General features: G+C 61.7%; 16 protein-coding genes. 14 read left to right on the top strand and 2 right to left on the bottom strand.

The window, feature by feature from the left end:
• Positions 1 to 159: 159 nt before the first annotated feature.
• The 3 genes from ACW4TB_RS27320 to ACW4TB_RS27310 are packed head-to-tail and all read left to right on the top strand — an operon-like array spanning position 160 to position 3,722.
• Positions 160 to 819 carry a paraquat-inducible protein A gene (locus ACW4TB_RS27320; protein ID WP_279933650.1) on the top strand — a complete coding sequence of 220 codons (660 nt, stop codon included), beginning with the start codon at positions 160 to 162 and terminating at the stop codon, positions 817 to 819.
• Positions 806 to 1,429, top strand: coding sequence for a paraquat-inducible protein A (locus tag ACW4TB_RS27315; RefSeq protein ID WP_279933651.1), 624 nt, complete (start codon positions 806 to 808; stop codon positions 1,427 to 1,429). The genes ACW4TB_RS27320 and ACW4TB_RS27315 overlap by 14 nt, the downstream gene beginning before the upstream one ends.
• Complete coding sequence (locus tag ACW4TB_RS27310; RefSeq protein WP_012316363.1) at positions 1,422 to 3,722, top strand: PqiB family protein; 2,301 nt, start codon at positions 1,422 to 1,424, stop codon at positions 3,720 to 3,722. Before ACW4TB_RS27315 ends, ACW4TB_RS27310 begins: the two co-directional genes overlap by 8 nt.
• A 139-nt stretch (positions 3,723 to 3,861) precedes the next feature.
• Here the strand turns inward: ACW4TB_RS27310 and rpsT are convergent, their stop codons facing one another.
• Positions 3,862 to 4,140, bottom strand: coding sequence for a 30S ribosomal protein S20 (rpsT, locus tag ACW4TB_RS27305; RefSeq protein ID WP_003247625.1), 279 nt, complete (start codon positions 4,138 to 4,140; stop codon positions 3,862 to 3,864).
• Positions 4,141 to 4,390: 250 nt separating this feature from the next.
• Here rpsT and murJ point away from each other — a divergent pair, with 250 nt between their 5' ends.
• The 6 genes from murJ (at position 4,391) to ispH (ending at position 11,726) form a co-directional block, all read left to right on the top strand.
• Positions 4,391 to 5,929 carry a murein biosynthesis integral membrane protein MurJ gene (murJ, locus tag ACW4TB_RS27300; protein ID WP_254466591.1) on the top strand — a complete coding sequence of 513 codons (1,539 nt, stop codon included), beginning with the start codon at positions 4,391 to 4,393 and terminating at the stop codon, positions 5,927 to 5,929.
• A gap of 118 nt (positions 5,930 to 6,047) precedes the next feature.
• On the top strand, positions 6,048 to 6,998 hold the full coding sequence (ribF, locus tag ACW4TB_RS27295; protein ID WP_012316361.1) for a bifunctional riboflavin kinase/FAD synthetase: 951 nt from the start codon (positions 6,048 to 6,050) through the stop codon (positions 6,996 to 6,998).
• Positions 6,995 to 9,826: an isoleucine--tRNA ligase gene (gene ileS, locus ACW4TB_RS27290; RefSeq protein ID WP_279933652.1), complete on the top strand. Its 2,832-nt coding sequence runs from the start codon at positions 6,995 to 6,997 to the stop codon at positions 9,824 to 9,826. The genes ribF and ileS overlap by 4 nt, the downstream gene beginning before the upstream one ends.
• The gene (gene lspA / locus ACW4TB_RS27285; RefSeq protein WP_012316359.1) at positions 9,819 to 10,334 is read left to right on the top strand and encodes a signal peptidase II; all 516 of its coding nucleotides are present in this window, start codon (positions 9,819 to 9,821) and stop codon (positions 10,332 to 10,334) included. Before ileS ends, lspA begins: the two co-directional genes overlap by 8 nt.
• Positions 10,327 to 10,764, top strand: a complete 438-nt coding sequence (gene fkpB / locus ACW4TB_RS27280) for an FKBP-type peptidyl-prolyl cis-trans isomerase (protein WP_012316358.1) — start codon at positions 10,327 to 10,329, stop codon at positions 10,762 to 10,764. The genes lspA and fkpB overlap by 8 nt, the downstream gene beginning before the upstream one ends.
• 14 nt (positions 10,765 to 10,778) lie before the next feature.
• Positions 10,779 to 11,726 carry a 4-hydroxy-3-methylbut-2-enyl diphosphate reductase gene (ispH, locus tag ACW4TB_RS27275; protein ID WP_012316357.1) on the top strand — a complete coding sequence of 316 codons (948 nt, stop codon included), beginning with the start codon at positions 10,779 to 10,781 and terminating at the stop codon, positions 11,724 to 11,726.
• On the opposite strand, the gene ACW4TB_RS27270 is transcribed toward ispH, so the two are convergent.
• Positions 11,727 to 12,293: a GspH/FimT family pseudopilin gene (locus tag ACW4TB_RS27270; protein ID WP_455843124.1), complete on the bottom strand. Its 567-nt coding sequence runs from the start codon at positions 12,291 to 12,293 to the stop codon at positions 11,727 to 11,729. It abuts the gene before it with no gap.
• A 34-nt stretch (positions 12,294 to 12,327) separates the two neighbouring features.
• Here ACW4TB_RS27270 and ACW4TB_RS27265 point away from each other — a divergent pair, with 34 nt between their 5' ends.
• Genes ACW4TB_RS27265 through thiO form a run of 5 tightly spaced genes read left to right on the top strand, consistent with a single transcriptional unit; the run spans position 12,328 to position 15,193 of the window.
• On the top strand, positions 12,328 to 12,537 hold the full coding sequence (locus tag ACW4TB_RS27265; RefSeq protein ID WP_279933653.1) for a prepilin-type N-terminal cleavage/methylation domain-containing protein: 210 nt from the start codon (positions 12,328 to 12,330) through the stop codon (positions 12,535 to 12,537).
• Positions 12,534 to 13,181, top strand: coding sequence for a PilW family protein (locus ACW4TB_RS27260; protein ID WP_279933654.1), 648 nt, complete (start codon positions 12,534 to 12,536; stop codon positions 13,179 to 13,181). The genes ACW4TB_RS27265 and ACW4TB_RS27260 overlap by 4 nt, the downstream gene beginning before the upstream one ends.
• On the top strand, positions 13,178 to 13,651 hold the full coding sequence (locus ACW4TB_RS27255; protein WP_279933655.1) for a hypothetical protein: 474 nt from the start codon (positions 13,178 to 13,180) through the stop codon (positions 13,649 to 13,651). The genes ACW4TB_RS27260 and ACW4TB_RS27255 overlap by 4 nt, the downstream gene beginning before the upstream one ends.
• Position 13,652: 1 nt before the next feature.
• Positions 13,653 to 14,042: a type IV pilin protein gene (locus ACW4TB_RS27250; protein ID WP_012316352.1), complete on the top strand. Its 390-nt coding sequence runs from the start codon at positions 13,653 to 13,655 to the stop codon at positions 14,040 to 14,042.
• A 53-nt stretch (positions 14,043 to 14,095) separates the two neighbouring features.
• Positions 14,096 to 15,193 carry a glycine oxidase ThiO gene (gene thiO, locus ACW4TB_RS27245; protein WP_254466582.1) on the top strand — a complete coding sequence of 366 codons (1,098 nt, stop codon included), beginning with the start codon at positions 14,096 to 14,098 and terminating at the stop codon, positions 15,191 to 15,193.
• Positions 15,194 to 15,299: the final 106 nt, after the last annotated feature.

Raw genomic sequence — 15,299 nt, 5'->3', positions numbered from 1 at the left:
ATGTGAGAGTAGGTCATCGTCAAGATTCATTTCGCAAAACCCCTATCTGCGCGAGCAGGTAGGGGTTTTGTCTTTCCAGCTCCGTTTCCCGAAAGTCGGCTCCCACATTTCGAGCTGTATCACTAGAATAGAGCCGACGTACCTATTCAGAACCTCGAGATGCCCAACCCAGTCGAAATCCAAGCGCTAGAGCAGTTGCCGCTGGACGAGCTGGTCGCGTGCCATGAATGCGACCTGCTGATGCGCAAACCCCAACTGCAAAACGATGAAAAGGCCCAGTGCCCCCGCTGTGGTTATGAGCTATACGCTCACCGGCACAATGTGGTCAATCGCAGCCTGGCACTGGTGCTGACCGCGCTGCTGCTCTTCGTGCCTGCCAACTTCCTGCCGATCATGCAGCTGCACCTGCTTGGCCAGACTTCAGACGATACGGTGTGGAGTGGCGTGCTGGGCTTGTACAACTCCGAAATGCGCGGCGTCGCTGTCGTGGTGTTCCTGTGCAGCATGGCGGTTCCGTTTCTCAAGCTGATGTGCCAGCTCATGGTGCTATTGAGCATCCGACTGAACGTTGGGCGTAGCTATGGGCTGCTGTTCTATCGCATTTATCACCATTTGCGTGACTGGGGCATGCTCGAGGTCTACTTCATGGGCGTACTGGTCGCAATCGTGAAACTGGTCGACCTTGCCGAGCTGACTGTAGGGCTAGGGTTGTTTTGCTTCATAAGCCTGTTGCTGATTCAGGTTTGGCTTGAAGTGGTGATGTCTCCACACCAGATCTGGAGTGCGCTGTCTGGGGAGGATCTGCATGCGGGCGATTGATGCGGGCATTGTGGTCTGCAATGAGTGTCATGAACTGAATCGACAGGATTCCGAGAGCAAGTCGCAGACCTGCACGCGCTGTGGCGCGGTGGTGCATGCGCGTCGGCCCAACAGTATCATCCGCACCTGGGCGCTGCTCATCGCTGCCTCGATCCTCTACATACCTGCCAACGTGCTGCCGATCATGACGGTCAGTACATTGGGGCAGGGCAGTCCGGACACGATCATGTCCGGCGTCATTACCCTGCTCAAGCATGGCATGGTGCCCATTGCTGCAGTGGTGTTCATTGCCAGTATTCTGGTGCCCACCTTCAAGCTGGTGGGCATCGGTTTGTTGTTGTATTCGGTGCAGCGCCGCCAACCCTTGTCAGCGCGGCAACGCATTTTGATGTATCGGTTCATCGAGTTCATAGGACGCTGGTCCATGCTGGACATCTTCGTCATCGCCATCTTGGTGGCGGTGGTGAATTTCGGCCGTATCGCCAGTGTCGAAGCCAACCTGGGCGCTGTCGCCTTCGCTACTGTGGTGATTCTCACGATGCTCGCTGCTTTAACTTTCGATCCCCGACTGATTTGGGATAACACGGAGTCGGATGACGACCATGAGTGACATGCCAACGGCTAAAACCCGGCCCGCCTCCAACTGGTCGGCCATCTGGATTCTGCCGCTGATCGCTTTGATGATTGGAGGGTGGCTGGCCTGGCAGGCCTATCGTGATGCGGGGGTGGAAATCGAGGTTCGCTTCGAGAGCGGTGAGGGTATCGTCGCCAACAAAACCGAAGTCATCTACAAAGGCATGCCCGTGGGCAAGGTAAAAAGCCTGGTGCTCGATGCCGAGGGCGAAAACCAAGGTGTCATTGCTACCATCGAGATGAACAAAGACGCAGAGCCTCACCTGACCAAGGGCACACGATTCTGGCTGGTCAAGCCAAGTGTCACGCTGGCGGGTATCTCGGGTCTCGAGACATTGGTGTCAGGTAACTACATTGCCGTCAGCCCTGGCGAAGGTGAGCGAACCAAGCGCTTCAAGGCATTGAAGGTGGCGCCACCGCTTTCGGACAGCGAACCGGGCTTGCACCTTACGCTCAAAGCCGATCGCTTGGGCTCGCTCAACCGCGATAGCCCTGTGTTCTACAAGCAGATCCAGGTTGGCCGGGTAAAGAGCTATCGCCTTTCCGAGGACCAGAGCACGGTTGAGGTCAAAGTGTTCATCGAGCCGGCTTATGCCAGCCTGGTGCGCAAACACACGCGCTTCTGGAATGCCAGCGGCATCAGCATCGATGCCGGGCTGTCCGGGGTAAAAGTGCGCAGCGAATCTCTCTCCAGCATCGTTGCCGGTGGCATAGCCTTTGCCACACCTGAATACCGCAAGGACAGCCCGCCCACCGACCCGAGCCTGCCATTTCGCTTGTACGAAGACTTCGATGCCGCCCAGGCAGGTATCCGTGTGAAGGTCAAGCTGAGCGACTATGAGGGCCTGCAGGCAGGGCGCACCCCGGTCATGTACAAAGGCATTCAAGTCGGTTCGCTCAAAGCCCTGAAGATGGAAAACAACCTCGGCAGCGCGATGGCTGAGCTGACCCTGGACCCCCTGACCGAAGACTATCTGGTCGATGGCACGCAGTTCTGGGTGGTCAAACCTTCCATTTCACTGGCGGGTATCACAGGCCTGGAGGCCTTGGTGAAGGGTAACTACATTGCCATCCGCCCGGGCGAGAAGGGGGCCACGCCGCAGCGCGAGTTCGAAGCAAGGGCCAAGGCACCGCCGCTGGACCTCAAGGCGCCTGGCCTGCACATGGTGCTGTTCGCCGACACGCTGGGCTCGTTGGAGGTCGGTAGCCCGGTGATGTATCGCCAGGTCAAGGTTGGTAGCGTGCAGAGCTACCAATTTGCCCGCAACAGCAATCGTATCCTGATCGGTGTGCATATCGAAAAGGAGTACGAGAACCTGGTCAATGGCTCTTCGCGCTTCTGGAACGTCAGCGGCATTACCCTCACCGGTGGCCTGTCGGGCATCAAGATAAAGAGTGAGTCGCTGCAGACCCTGATGGCCGGTGGTATCGCCTTCGACACGCCAACGCCGAACGTAGCCCTCAAGCGCCATATTCCAAGGTTCCGACTGCATGACAGCCAGGAGGCGGTAAACCGTGCCGGCACCCTGATTACCATCCGTGTAGACCGTGCTGATGGCCTCAAGCCGGGAACGCCCATCCGTTTCCGTGGCCTGGATGTTGGCAGTATCGAGAGTGTCGACCTGACCAAAGACCTGCAGGCTGTGTTGCTGCGCGCACGTATCACCGAAGCGGCAGACCGAATCGCCCGTGCAGGGACGCAGTTCTGGGTGGTCAAACCGGCCCTTGGCCTGGTGCGTACCGAAAACCTCGATACCCTGATTGGCGGGCAGTACCTGGAGGTGCAGCCGGCGGTTAAGGACAAAGGCCCGCAGCGTGATTTCATAGCCTTGGCTGACGCACCTGAGGTCACCGGAGTGGAAGTCGGCCTGCCATTGACCCTCAGCGCCCCGCGCAGGGGTTCGATCAAGCCGGGCGTGCCGGTGACCTACCGTGAGGTCGCGGTGGGTAAGGTAACGGGCTTCGAGTTGGGCCAGACGGCAGACCGCGTGCTGATTCACATCCTGATCGAGCCACGCTATGCCGCGCTGGTGCGCGGTGGCAGCCGGTTCTGGAACAGCAGCGGCTTCGGTTTCGACTGGGGCCTGTTCAAAGGCGCCACTGTGCGCACCGAGTCGCTGGAGACCCTCATCGACGGTGGTATTGCATTCGCTACGCCTGATGGCGAGCAGATGGGTAACCCGGCGCGGCCGCAGCAGACCTTTGCCTTGTTCGACAAGCCTGAGGACGCCTGGCTGCAGTGGGCACCGAAGATCCAGATCGCCAAGTAATACAGGGGCCGCTATGCGGCCCTATCGCTTCTGTGGGGCCCGGCTTGCCGGCGATGAGGCCGTAACTGGCAACAGAAGCATCATCAAATCGCAGGCAATAAAAAACCGACCCTAGGGTCGGTTTTTCGACAAGCGTCGCTTAGGCAGCTGCAGCTTCTTTCAGCGCCTTGATGTGGCCATTCAGACGGCCTTTGTGGCGAGCAGCTTTGTTCTTGTGGATGATACCCTTGTCGGCCATACGGTCGATTACAGGTACAGCCAGAACGTAAGCGGCTTGCGCTTTTTCGGCGTCTTTTGCGTCGATGGCTTTGACTACATTCTTGATGTAGGTGCGGACCATGGAACGCAGGCTGGCGTTGTGGCTGCGACGCTTCTCAGCCTGTTTTGCACGTTTCTTGGCGGAAGGTGTGTTGGCCACCGTCGAGCTCCTCGAAAGACTTTAGGTAAATAGCAAACAAAATAGGCCGCGAATCATGCCGATCAGTTGACCGGATGTCAAGGCCACCTGCAGGGTTCCGCCGAGCGGTGTACCAACAGGAGGGAAATATTCCTTTCTGCTGCACGACCTGTAAACTCGGGAATTTTTGGCTCCCCTGCGAAGGCGCGGGAGTATCGCACATTCGGACGCTGTCTGGCAGCGTCCTCTGCCCTTGGCGTGAATCTTTTCGATGAACCTGCTCAAATCCCTGGCTGCAGTCAGCTCCATCACCATGATTTCCCGGGTGCTGGGGTTCGTGCGTGACACCATCCTGGCCCGTGTTTTCGGCGCCGGCATCGCTACCGACGCCTTTTTCATCGCCTTCAAGCTGCCCAACCTGCTGCGGCGGATTTTTGCCGAGGGGGCCTTTTCTCAGGCGTTCGTGCCGATCCTTGCCGAATACAAGACCCAGCAGGGCGAGGAGGCGACGCGCACTTTCATCGCCTATGTCAGCGGCCTGCTGACGCTGGTCCTGGCCCTGGTCACGGTGATTGGCGTGCTTGCGGCACCCTGGGTGGTCTGGGCCACGGCGCCCGGTTTTGCGGACGATGCCGAGAAATACCAGCTGACCACCGACCTGCTGCGGGTGACCTTTCCTTATATATTGCTGATCTCACTGTCATCCCTGGCCGGCGCGATCCTCAATACCTGGAACCGTTTCTCGGTCCCGGCCTTCACTCCGACCCTGCTCAACGTGGCGATGATCATCTTCGCCCTGCTGCTCACACCGTATTTCGACCCGCCCATCATGGCGCTGGCCTGGGGCGTGCTGGCCGGTGGCCTGGCGCAGTTGCTGTACCAGCTGCCGGCACTGAAGAAAATCGGCATGCTTGTGCTACCGCGCCTGAATCTGCGTGACACCGGCGTATGGCGCGTGCTCAAACAGATGCTGCCGGCCATTCTCGGCGTTTCGGTCAGTCAGATTTCGCTGATCATCAACACCATCTTCGCCTCCTTCCTGGTGGCCGGCTCGGTGTCCTGGATGTACTACGCCGACCGTCTGATGGAGTTGCCCTCGGGCGTGCTTGGCGTTGCCCTGGGTACCATCCTGCTGCCGACGCTGGCCAAGACCTACGCCAATAAGGACCGTGAGGAGTATTCGCGGATCCTCGACTGGGGCCTGCGCCTGTGTTTCCTGCTGGTGCTGCCCTGCACACTGGCCCTGGCGATACTCGCCGAGCCGCTGACCGTTGCATTGTTCCAGTACGGCAAGTTCAGCGCCTTCGATGCGGCGATGACCCAGCAGGCACTGATCGCCTATTCGGTAGGCCTGTTGGCGATCATTCTGGTCAAGGTACTGGCACCGGGCTTCTATGCGCAGCAGAATATTCGTACGCCCGTGCGGATCGCGATCTTCACCCTCATCTGCACTCAGCTGTTCAACCTGGCCCTTGTCGGCCCACTGCAGCACGCCGGCCTGGCCTTGGCGATCAGCCTGGGTGCCTGCCTGAATGCGGGCCTGCTGTTCTGGAAGCTGCGCAGCCAGCAACTGTTCCAGCCGCAGCCGGGCTGGACGCTGTTCCTGCTCAAGCTGGTGCTGGCAGTAGCGCTGATGGTGGCCGTACTGCTGGTGGGCATGCACTACCTGCCGGCGTGGGAGCAAGGCAACATGTTCGAGCGTTTCGTGCGCCTCGGGGCGTTGATCGCGGCCGGTATCGTGACCTATTTCGGTTGCCTTTACCTGTGCGGCTTCAGGCCCCGGCATTTCGCCCGCAAGGCCCTGCACTGAGCTGGAAGGCGGGTCAGGCGTCGGTTTTTCGTTTTCCATGCCGCACCCGGGCGCTGCTGCCTGTCACCAGCGCCCGGGTGTGGTTATAATCGGCCACTTTATGAGCAAGAAGCGCGTTATGCAGCTGGTTCGAGGTCTTCACAACCTGCGCCCCGAGCACCGGGGCTGTGTCGCCACCATTGGCAACTTCGACGGGGTTCACCGCGGCCACCAGGCAATCCTGGCGCGTCTGCGCGAGCGCGGCCAGGCGCTTGGTCTGCCTACGTGCGTGGTGATCTTCGAGCCGCAGCCGCGCGAGTACTTCGCTCCGGACACCGCGCCGGCCCGCCTGGCGCGCCTGCGCGACAAGGTCGAGCTGCTGGCGGGCGAAGGAATCGACAGGGTCTTGTGCCTGGCGTTCAACCAGCGCCTGAGCAACCTCAGCGCCGATGAATTCGTCGAGGCGATCCTGGTCGACGGCCTGGGAGTGCGCCACCTTGAAGTGGGCGACGACTTCCGCTTTGGCTGCGACCGCGCTGGCGATTTCACCTTCCTGATCGAAGCCGGCAAGCAGTACGGTTTCACCGTCGAGGCCGCCAACACGGTGATCCAGGACGGCTTGCGGGTCAGCAGCACCGAGGTACGCCAGGCGTTGTCCGAAGGCAACTTCGAGCTCGCCGAGCATTTGCTGGGCCGCCCCTACAGCATTACCGGGCGCGTATTGCACGGGCAGAAGCTGGCCCGCCAGCTCGGCACGCCCACCGCCAACATCCAGCTCAAGCGCCGTCGCGTACCGTTGTCCGGGGTCTACCTGGCCAGCATCGAAATCGACGGCAAGGCCTGGCCGGGTGTCGGCAACATCGGGGTACGCCCCACCGTGGCCGGTGACGGCCGCCCGCACCTCGAGATTCATCTACTGGATTATGCCGGCGATCTGTATGGCCGGCGCCTGACGGTGGAATTCCACCACAAGCTGCGTGAAGAGCAGCGATTCGCCTCCCTGGAGGCGCTGAAGTCGGCGATCGATGCGGATATCGCCGCCGCACGTGCACATTGGCACGCTCAACCGCTAACGAAGAGCCTGAAATGACCGACTACAAAGCCACGCTAAACCTTCCGGACACCGCCTTCCCCATGAAGGCCGGCCTGCCTCAGCGCGAACCGCAGATCCTGCAGCGCTGGGACAGCATTGGCCTGTACCAGAAGCTGCGCGAAATTGGCAAGGATCGTCCGAAGTTCGTCCTGCACGACGGCCCGCCCTATGCCAACGGCAAGATTCACATCGGTCATGCGCTGAACAAGATTCTCAAGGACATGATCGTCCGCTCCAAGACCCTGTCCGGCTTCGACGCGCCTTACGTACCGGGTTGGGACTGCCACGGCCTGCCGATCGAGCACAAGGTCGAAGTCACCCATGGCAAGCACCTGACGGCCGACCGCACCCGTGAGCTGTGCCGCGAGTACGCTGCCGAGCAGATCGAAGGGCAGAAGACCGAGTTCATCCGCCTGGGTGTGCTGGGTGACTGGGACAACCCGTACAAGACCATGAATTTCGCCAACGAGGCCGGTGAAATCCGTGCCCTGGCCGAAATGGTCAAGCAGGGCTTCGTGTTCAAGGGCCTCAAACCTGTGAACTGGTGCTTCGATTGCGGCTCCGCACTCGCAGAAGCCGAGGTCGAGTACGCCGACAAGAAGTCGCAGACCATCGATGTGGCCTTCCCGGTCGCCGACGCCGACAAGCTGGCTGCCGCGTTCGGCCTGCCGGCGCTGGCCAAGCCCGCTGCCATCGTGATCTGGACCACCACCCCGTGGACCATCCCCGCCAACCAGGCGCTGAACATCCACCCGGAGTTCAAGTACGCTCTGGTCGATACCGGCGAGCGTCTGCTGGTGCTGGCCGAAGAACTGGTCGAGTCGTGCCTCAAGCGCTACAACCTGGAAGGCTCGGTCATCGCCACCGCCCAAGGCTCGGCCCTGGAGCTGGTCAATTTCCGTCACCCCTTCTACGACCGCCTGTCGCCTGTCTACTTGGCCGACTACGTCGAGCTGGGCGCAGGTACCGGTGTGGTCCACTCCGCGCCAGCCTACGGTGAAGACGACTTTGTCACCTGCAAGCGCTACGGCATGGTCAACGACGATATCCTCACGCCGGTGCAGAGCAACGGTGTGTACGTCGAGTCGCTGGAGTTCTTTGGCGGCCAGTTCATCTGGAAGGCCAACCCGGCCATCGTCGAAAAGCTGAGCGAAGTCGGTGCGCTGATGCACACCGAGACCATCAGCCACAGCTACATGCACTGCTGGCGCCACAAGACCCCGCTGATCTACCGCGCTACCGCGCAGTGGTTCGTCGGCATGGACAAGCAGCCAAGCACTGGCGAGCCGCTGCGTGAGCGCGCGCTCAAAGCCATCGAAGACACCCAGTTCGTCCCGGCCTGGGGCCAGGCGCGCCTGCACTCGATGATCGCCAACCGCCCGGACTGGTGCATCTCGCGTCAGCGCAACTGGGGTGTGCCGATCCCGTTCTTCCTGCACAAGCAGACCGGCGAACTGCACCCGAGCACCGTCGAGCTGATGGAAGCCGTGGCCAAGCGCGTCGAACAGGAAGGCATCGAGGCCTGGTTCAAGCTGGACGCCGCCGAACTGCTCGGTGATGAAGCCGGCCAGTACGACAAGATCACCGACACCCTGGACGTGTGGTTCGACTCCGGCACCACCCACTGGCACGTACTGCGCGGCTCGCACGACATCGGCCACGCCACCGGCCCGCGTGCGGACCTGTACCTGGAAGGCTCCGACCAGCACCGTGGCTGGTTCCATTCCTCGTTGCTGACCGGTTGCGCCATCGACAACCACGCGCCGTACCGCGAACTTCTGACCCACGGCTTCACCGTGGACGAAAGCGGCCGCAAGATGTCCAAATCGCTGGGCAACACCATCGAGCCGGAAAAGGTCAACAATACCCTGGGTGCCGACATCCTGCGCCTGTGGGTATCGGCCACCGACTATTCGGGTGAGATGGCCGTTTCCGAGCAGATCCTGCAGCGCAGCGCCGACGCTTACCGTCGTATCCGCAACACCGCCCGCTTCCTGCTCTCCAACCTGTCCGGCTTCGACCCGGCCCGCGACCTGCTGGCCCCAGAGGACATGCTGGCCCTGGACCGCTGGGCAGTGGACCGTACCCTGTTGCTGCAACGCGAGCTGGAAGAGCACTACAGCGAGTACCGTTTCTGGAATGTCTACTCGAAGATCCACAACTTCTGCGTGCAGGAGCTGGGCGGCTTCTACCTCGACATCATCAAGGACCGCCAGTACACCACCGGCGCCAACAGTGTTGCACGCCGCTCCTGCCAGACCGCGCTGTACCACATCAGCGAAGCGCTGGTGCGTTGGATCGCGCCGATCCTGGCCTTCACCGCCGATGAAATCTGGCAGTACCTGCCGGGCGAGCGCAACGAGTCGGTCATGCTCAACGGCTGGTACCAGGGCCTGAGCGAGCTGCCGGAAGGCACCGAGCTGGATCGCGCTTACTGGGACCGCGTGATGGCGGTCAAGGCTGCAGTCAACAAGGAGCTGGAAAACCAGCGTACCGCCAAGGTCATCGGCGGCAACCTGCAGGCCGAAGTCACCCTGTTCGCCGAAGAAGGCCTTAGCGCCGACCTGAGCAAGCTGGGCGATGAACTGCGCTTCGTACTCATCACCTCCGCTGCCAGCGTGGTGCCGTTCGCCCAGGCGCCGGCCGATGCCGTGGCCACCGAAGTCGAAGGCCTCAAGCTGAAAGTGGTCAAGTCTGGCCACGCCAAGTGCGGCCGCTGCTGGCACTTCCGCGCCGACGTCGGTAGCCATCCGGAGCACCCGGAAATCTGCAGCCGTTGCGTCGACAACCTGAGCGGTTCCGGTGAGGTGCGCCACTATGCCTAACCCTGCAGCGGGGCGCTTCGGGCGCCTTGCATGGCTCTGGCTCAGCCTGCTGGTCCTGGTCGTTGACCAGGCCACCAAGCTGTATTTCAACAACGCCCTGAGCATGTATCAGCAGATCGTGGTCATCCCTGACTACTTCAGCTGGACCCTGGCCTACAACACCGGCGCGGCTTTCAGCTTCCTTGCCGACAGCTCCGGCTGGCAGCGCTGGTTGTTCGCCCTGATCGCCGTGGTGGTCAGCGCCGTGCTGGTGGTCTGGCTCAAGCGCCTGGGGCGCAACGAGACCTGGCTGGCCGTGGCGCTGGCGCTGGTGCTCGGTGGAGCGCTGGGCAACCTGTACGATCGAATCGTGCTGGGCCATGTGGTGGATTTCATCCTGGTGCACTGGAAGAACGTTCATCACTTCCCGGCCTTCAATGTGGCCGACAGCGCCATCACCGTTGGTGCGGTGATGCTGGCGCTGGATATGTTCAAGAGCAAGAAGTCCGAGGATCCGGTCCATGACTGACACCCGTATCGGCCAGAACACCGAAGTTACCCTGCACTTCGCGCTGCACCTGGAAAACGGCGATACCGTCGACAGCACGTTCGACAAGGCTCCAGCCACCTTCAAGGTAGGCGATGGCAACCTGCTGCCGGGCTTCGAGGCCGCGCTGTTCGGCTTCAAGGCCGGTGACAAGCGCACGGTCGTGGTTGCCCCGGAGAATGCTTTCGGCCAGCCTAACCCGCAGAACGTACAGGTCATGCCACGGTCCCAGTTCGAGGGCATGGAATTGTCCGAAGGGCTGCTGATCATTTTCAACGATGCCGCCAACACCGAATTGCCCGGTGTGGTCAAAGCATTCGATGACAACCAGGTGACCATAGACTTCAATCACCCACTGGCAGGCAAGACCCTTACCTTCGAGGTGGAGATCCTCGAGGTGAAGGCCCTGTAAGCCTGGAGCCGAGCATGCAAATCAAACTCGCCAACCCTCGCGGTTTCTGCGCAGGGGTCGACCGGGCGATCGAGATCGTCAACCGTGCGCTGGAAGTCTTCGGCCCGCCGATCTATGTGCGCCATGAAGTGGTGCACAACAAGTTCGTGGTAGAAGACCTGCGCAGCCGTGGCGCCATCTTCGTCGAAGAACTGGACCAGGTACCGGACGACGTCATCGTCATTTTCAGCGCCCATGGTGTTTCCCAGGCCGTGCGCCAGGAAGCCGCCGGTCGCGGCCTGAAAGTGTTCGACGCCACCTGCCCGCTGGTGACCAAGGTGCATATCGAGGTCGCCAAGTACAGCCGTGACGGCCGTGAGTGCATCCTGATCGGCCACGAAGGGCACCCGGAGGTCGAAGGCACGATGGGGCAATACGACGCCAGCAACGGCGGTGCCATCTACCTGGTCGAAGACGAGGAGGATGTTGCCCGGCTGCAGGTACGCGACCCGGACAACCTGGCGTTCGTCACCCAGACCACGCTGTCGATGGACGACACCAGCCGTGTCATCGATGCCCTGCGTACGCGCTTCCCGAACATCGGCGGCCCGCGCAAGGACGACATCTGCTACGCCACCCAGAACCGCCAGGACGCCGTCAAGCAACTGGCCGGTGAGTGTGATGTGGTACTGGTGGTGGGCAGCCCCAACAGTTCCAACTCCAACCGCTTGCGTGAGCTGGCCGAGCGCATGGGTACCCCGGCCTACCTGATCGATGGCGCCGAGGACATGCAACGCGGCTGGTTCGACCAGGCTGCGCGGATTGGTATCACTGCTGGCGCTTCGGCCCCCGAGGTACTGGTGCGTGGCGTGATCGACCAGCTCAAGGCCTGGGGTGCCACGGGCGCCGAAGAGCTCGATGGGCGCCCGGAGAACATCACGTTCTCCATGCCCAAAGAGCTTCGGGTTCGTTCACTGATCTGATCAGCGGCCTGCGCACAGGGACTTTTTCAGTTCATCAGTGCGCAGGCTGACTCTACCGCTGGTCGCCAGCACAACACGATGCCGGCTTGTTGCAGACGAGCGCTCACAGACCTCCAGCCGCCCCCCTGAAAAGCTGTTGTTTTTCCCCAATGGCACACCCAGTGCGCTGAATTTTACCTGGCTCCCGGTATTGGCCTTCACCCGCAGGGGCCGAGCCAGCCGGTACTCGCGAAGCAACTGCTGGTTATGCTCCAACAGCACGCGCCACCCCTTGCCCCAATCATTATCCAAAGACTGCACCACTACCGCCTGACCTTGCAGGGCCGCGTGGCTGCGTGCGCTACGCAGCGCCTGGGCCAAGTCGCGGGCTGCTGCTGCCCTGTGCAGGTCATCGCTCAATTTCGCGTAGGCCGGCATGCCAAGCTGCGTCAGCAGCGCCGCCATAGCCAGCCCGAACATCATTTGTATCAGTGTTACGCCCTGTTGCTTCACCGTGCATTCCTCCCTGGAAGTGCTTGGCTGTAGCTTCACGGTCGTTGGGCAAGAGGTCCAGTCGGCCAGGTGCAAGGCAATTGCGGGAAATATCGCAGGAGGTGCAGGGATGCACACGAAACAACGGGGCATGACGCTTCTGGAGGTACTGTTGGCCGTAGCGGTGGTGGCACTGGGCATGTTCGCTGCTGCAGCGTTGCAGTTGCAGGCATTGCAGGCCACTGACAGTGCGCGTCGCGATATGCAGAATGCGCTGGGCGCCCATACGCTGCTTGAACGGGGCAGGGCCGCTGGCAAGCTGAAGGTGCCGCGGCCATGAAGCGTGAGCAGGGTGGTTTCGGCCTGGTCGAAGCGATGCTTGCGCTTGCCATCGGCCTGATGCTGCTGACTGCAGCCAGTCAGCTTTTCGTCTCGGCCCACCAGAGCTCGCGCCTTCAATCTGCTGCTTTGCGCATGCAGGCGGACGCCCGTCTGGCATTGTTGCGCATGGCCCAGGATATCCGTATGGCCGGCATGTTCGGTTGCCTGCGCCTGGAGCCTGACGACTTCAGGGACCCGTCTGCGCGAGATGCGTTTGCGCGGCCTTTGCAGGTTGGCCCGGCAAGCCTGAGCCTGATCGTGGCAGAGCCGCCTGGGTACCCCGGGGCTCCGGACTGGACCTTGCTCACCGATTGTATCAGCGAGGCCCAGGTGCACGCGGCGCGTGCTCAAAGCCCGAGCTTGCCCTTGGCATTTCCCATCAGCCGTCACCACTACCAACTCCATGGCAGCACACTGAGGTTCGTGCGGCGCAACAGCTCTCAGCCCTTGGTCGACCACGTGCGTGAAATGCGCGTTGAACCTGTCGACACCGCCGAAGGGCAGCGGGTGGATGTGCAACTGATCTTGTTCGACCCTGATTTGGACATCGAACAGCGATACGACATCAGTGTGGCGATCCGCAACCCGGTTGCCAGGCCATGAAGCGCCAGCGTGGCATGGTACTGCTGCTGGCGCTGGTTCTCAGCCTTTTGCTTGGTCTGCTGGCGGTTTCGGCGTTGCGCGATGCTCTGGTGGAAACGCGCATGGCCGGCTACCTGCGCGAGGGTTTGCAGGCATTCGATCAGGCCGAAGCCACGCTGCTGGTCGCAGAGGCCGAACTGCAGCGCGCGCCGCCTGGGTTGTGCCAAGCGTGCCTGCCACCCCCGCGCGCGCATGAGTTGCTGGGGCAATGGCAAGCCAGCGAAAGCGGTTACTTCCAGCTGCAGAACCTTGGGCAAACGACCCGGGCCGCGCATAGGCCGAGGGATGAGCCCGTCATGCTTTACCGGGTGACCGCTGTCAGCCGGCAACTCGCGGCCAGGCAAGTGCTGGAGGCGGTGTATGCCATGCCAGCGGCTCAAACACAGGCGCCGCAGCGGATTTTTTGGCGGCAGAGACTCAGGGAAGACTGACATGCAGCAAGGCCTGAGCCTGATCGAGTTGTTGATTGTCGTGGCTGTCACCGGCATTCTGGCAGCCATTGCCTACCCCAGTTACAGCGACCAGCTCAGGCGAGCCGCACGCAGCGAAGTGGTTGGCCTGCTGCATGACGCTGCCCTGCGCCTGGAACACCATCGTGTACGCACCGGCCAGTACGCCGAGGGCGAACCGGTATTGCCCGCTGGCAACCGCCATTACAGCCTGCATGCCGAACGCGGCAGCGATACCTTCACGCTGCGTGCACGGCGGCTGCCGCATGGTTTGATGGCGGACGATCGCTGTGGTGATTTCCAGCTCGACCAGGCCGGTGTACAGAGCAACCCGGAGGGCACCGGGGCCATTGAGCGCTGCTGGGGGAGCTGAAGGTTGAATGATGCCCGTGCATCGCGGTTTTACTTCAGGTGTTGGATCGACAGATGAACAAGCAAGTAGTGGTGGTCGGCGGCGGGGTGATCGGCCTGCTGACGGCGTTCAACCTGGCGACGAAGGTCGGCCAGGTAGTGGTATGTGACCAGGCCGAGGTCGGGCGTGAGTCGTCCTGGGCGGGCGGTGGTATCGTCTCGCCGCTTTACCCTTGGCGCTACAGCCAGGCAGTCACCGCCCTGGCGCACTGGTCGCAGGACTTTTATCCACAGCTGGGTGAGCACCTGTTCTCCAGCACCGGTATTGATCCGCAAGTCCACACCACCGGCTTGTACTGGCTCGACCTGGACGACGAAGCCGAGGCGCTGGCCTGGGCTGAGCGCGAGCAGCGGCCGCTCAGCCCTGTGGATATCTCGGCGGCCTATGATGCGGTCCCCGTACTGGGCCCAGGCTTCAAGCGCGCCATCTACATGGCAGGCGTGGCCAATGTGCGCAACCCGCGGCTGGTCAAGGCACTGAAGGCTGCGCTGCTGGCAATGCCCAACGTGACCTTGCGCGAGCACTGCCAGATCACCGGCTTTGTTCAGGACGGTGAGCGCGTGACTGGCGTGCAGACCGCAGACGGCGTGCTGCAGGCTGATGAAGTCGTGCTCAGCGCTGGTGCCTGGAGCGGCGACCTGCTGCGCACGCTGGGCATTGAGCTGCCGGTGGAACCGGTGAAAGGCCAGATGATCCTGTTCAAGTGCGCCGAAGACTTCTTGCCGAGCATGGTGCTAGCCAAGGGGCGCTACGCAATCCCTCGCCGTGACGGGCACATTTTGGTGGGCAGCACGCTGGAGCATGCGGGGTACGACAAGACCCCGACCGAGGATGCACTGGCGAGCCTCAAGGCTTCAGCGGCAGAGTTGTTGCCGGAGCTTGCGGATGCCACGGTGGTGGCGCACTGGGCCGGGCTGCGGCCAGGTTCGCCTGAAGGCATTCCGTATATCGGCCAAGTGCCGGGGCATGACGGGTTGTGGTTGAATTGTGGGCATTACCGCAATGGGTTGGTGCTGGCGCCGGCTTCGTGTCAGTTGTTTACTGATTTGCTGACGGGGGTGGAGCCGATCATTGACCCGGCGCCTTATGCCCCTGCCGGGCGTCTGGGCTAAGATCGCTGGGGCCGCTTAGCGGCCCAATTGCCGGCAAGCCGGCTTGTATGGTAGGACTCGAAGGGGTGGGTGGGACCTAAAGCCGGCTTCTGACTGTTCGCAGCAG

The organism is Lelliottia jeotgali (genome assembly GCF_977070485.1).
This window is presented reverse-complemented; position numbering and strand designations above follow the sequence as displayed.